3 protein-coding genes are annotated in these 2,070 nt (G+C 65.2%); 1 reads left to right on the top strand and 2 read right to left on the bottom strand.

Going from position 1 to position 2,070, the window contains the following annotated elements:
* Positions 1–329 (bottom strand): FAD-dependent oxidoreductase (locus tag DBR22_RS08930; protein ID WP_181365090.1); only part of this gene is annotated, 329 nt, incomplete at its 3' end.
* A gap of 80 nt (positions 330–409) precedes the next feature.
* Between DBR22_RS08930 and DBR22_RS08935 the strand changes: the two genes are divergently transcribed.
* The gene (locus DBR22_RS08935; RefSeq protein WP_108598722.1) at positions 410–1,228 is read left to right on the top strand and encodes a purine-nucleoside phosphorylase; all 819 of its coding nucleotides are present in this window, start codon (positions 410–412) and stop codon (positions 1,226–1,228) included.
* Between the two features lie 77 nt (positions 1,229–1,305).
* On the opposite strand, the gene DBR22_RS08940 is transcribed toward DBR22_RS08935, so the two are convergent.
* Positions 1,306–1,791, bottom strand: a complete 486-nt coding sequence (locus DBR22_RS08940; protein WP_108598723.1) for an RrF2 family transcriptional regulator — start codon at positions 1,789–1,791, stop codon at positions 1,306–1,308.
* Between the last annotated feature and the right edge of the window lie 279 nt (positions 1,792–2,070).

The raw sequence follows: 2,070 nt of genomic DNA on the forward strand, positions 1-2,070 counted from the left end.
TCCCGGGACTGCTGGCGGGCCAGGCCCAGCAGCCTGTCGTTGATGTGCTTCAGATCGGCGCGCATCACCGGGACGAAGTCGCCGCCGTCGACGTCGAACTTCACTCCCAGCTCCCCCGCCTCGCCGACGCGGGTCATCAGATCCGCCGTCGCGATCAGGGTTTTGGAAGGTACGACGTCGGTCAGTACCGCCGAGCCGCCCAGGCCGGCGCGTTCGATGATGGTGACCTGCGCTCCCAGGGAGGCTGCCACCATGGCGGCTTCGTATCCGCCCGGGCCACCTCCCAGGATTGCGATCCGGGGTGAGCTGAAATCAGGATGCGTAGTCACAATCAACCATTCTCTCCCATCCGCACCGGGACCACCACCTGAGGCTGGGCACAGCGGCGGCGGCAGGATAGCTTGTACCAGTGAGTAATACAGACCTCCCCGCCACTGACCCCTTCCTCGCCGCGCGCTCCGCGGCTGCCTACATTGCCGAGGCGACCGGAGTGGCGAGCCACGACGTCGCCCTGGTCCTGGGCTCGGGCTGGGCCGAAGCCGCCGAGCTTATCGGCGACACCACTGCCACCCTGACTGCTGACGAAGTCCCCGGCTTCCACGCCCCGGCCGTGGAGGGCCACGTCGGCACCATCCGTTCGGTCCTGACCAAAGAGGGCAAGCGCGCCCTGGTTCTGGGTGCACGGACCCATTACTACGAAGGCAAAGGGGTCCGCGCCGTGGTGCACGGCATCAGGGCCGCTGCAGCCGCCGGATGCAAGACCCTGGTCCTCACCAACGGCTGTGGCGGCCTGAACGAGAACTGGGCTCCGGGGACGCCGGTCCTCATCAAAGATCACATAAACCTCACCGCCACGTCCCCGCTGGAAGGCGCAACCTTCGTTGACCTGACAGATCTCTACAGCGCGCGCATCCGTGCCCTGGCCCTGGAAGTGGATCCTTCACTGGACGAAGGTGTCTACGCCCAGTTCAGCGGACCGCACTATGAGACCCCTGCTGAGGTCCAGTACGCGAAGCGGATCGGCGCAGACCTGGTGGGCATGTCCACCGCCCTGGAAGCGATCGCGGGCCGGCACGCCGGCATGGAGGTCTTCGGTATCTCGCTGGTGACCAATCTGGCCGCCGGGATCAGCCCCATGCCGCTGAGCCACCAGGAAGTCATCGAGTCCGGCCACGCCGCCGGACCGCGCATCTCGAAACTCCTGGCCGGAATCATCGCCAAACTCTAGGACAACGCGGGGTCACTTAACGCCCCTCCGGAGCCCTTTTTTGGGCGTTAAGTGATCCCGCGTTGGTTCAGGAGTGGTCAGAATCTGGCCCCGGTCAGCTGGTTGACCGTATTCCCCCGGGCCTCAGGGAACCGGCGCTCGATGGACTGGGCGATCCCGGCAACGCTTTGCCGGGACAACTCCGTCCGCCAGGTGACCTCGGCGTGGCGCATTGCCTGGGATATAAGGCACGTGCGCGCGTAGTCGGCGTCCATGTTCCCGCCCGGCGCGTTCCCGAGGATCCCTTCGCAGCGGAAAGCGTCGTCGTTTCCCTCGATGGCCAGGACCACATCGAGGACCGAGATCTTCTCAGGACGCCTGGCCAAGGAAAACCCGCCCCGGGGCCCTGATACAGAGCTCAGGATCCCCGCGCGTACCAGGGCCTGGAGCTGCTTGTTCAGGTAGGCGGCCGGAAGTTTGTAGAACTCAGCCAGCCGAGCGCTGCTGACGGCCTCCCCCGGCGGCGTCCAGGACATGTTGACGCAGCTGTGCAGACCCCACTCAACCCCCTGCCCCATTTTCATATTCGCGACGTTACTTGTCCAGAAAACACGCTGTCAAGGATTTCGGTTTCCGCTCCCATCCTTGAGTGTTCAAGGAACAGTTCCGCCGGCAATGACGATAGCGTGGGGACCATGACGTCCTCCGATGCCGATTCCTTGTTCAGCCGAGCCCGCGAATGGGCCGCCAAAGACCCGGATCCCGCTACTTCCGCAGCCCTCTCCGACCTGCTGCGGCTCTCGGAGGACGGCTCCCCCGCCGCCGTGCAGGAACTCACCGACAGCTTCAACGGGACACTGCAG

The organism is Arthrobacter sp. HMWF013 (genome assembly GCF_003061105.1).
Classification (GTDB): domain Bacteria; phylum Actinomycetota; class Actinomycetes; order Actinomycetales; family Micrococcaceae; genus Arthrobacter.

Bases quoted from the DNA above. Each gene is read 5' to 3' on its own strand.
- DBR22_RS08940 (WP_108598723.1), bottom strand. From the start codon at position 1,791: ATGAAAATGGGGCAGGGGGTTGAGTGGGGTCTGCACAGCTGCGTCAAC.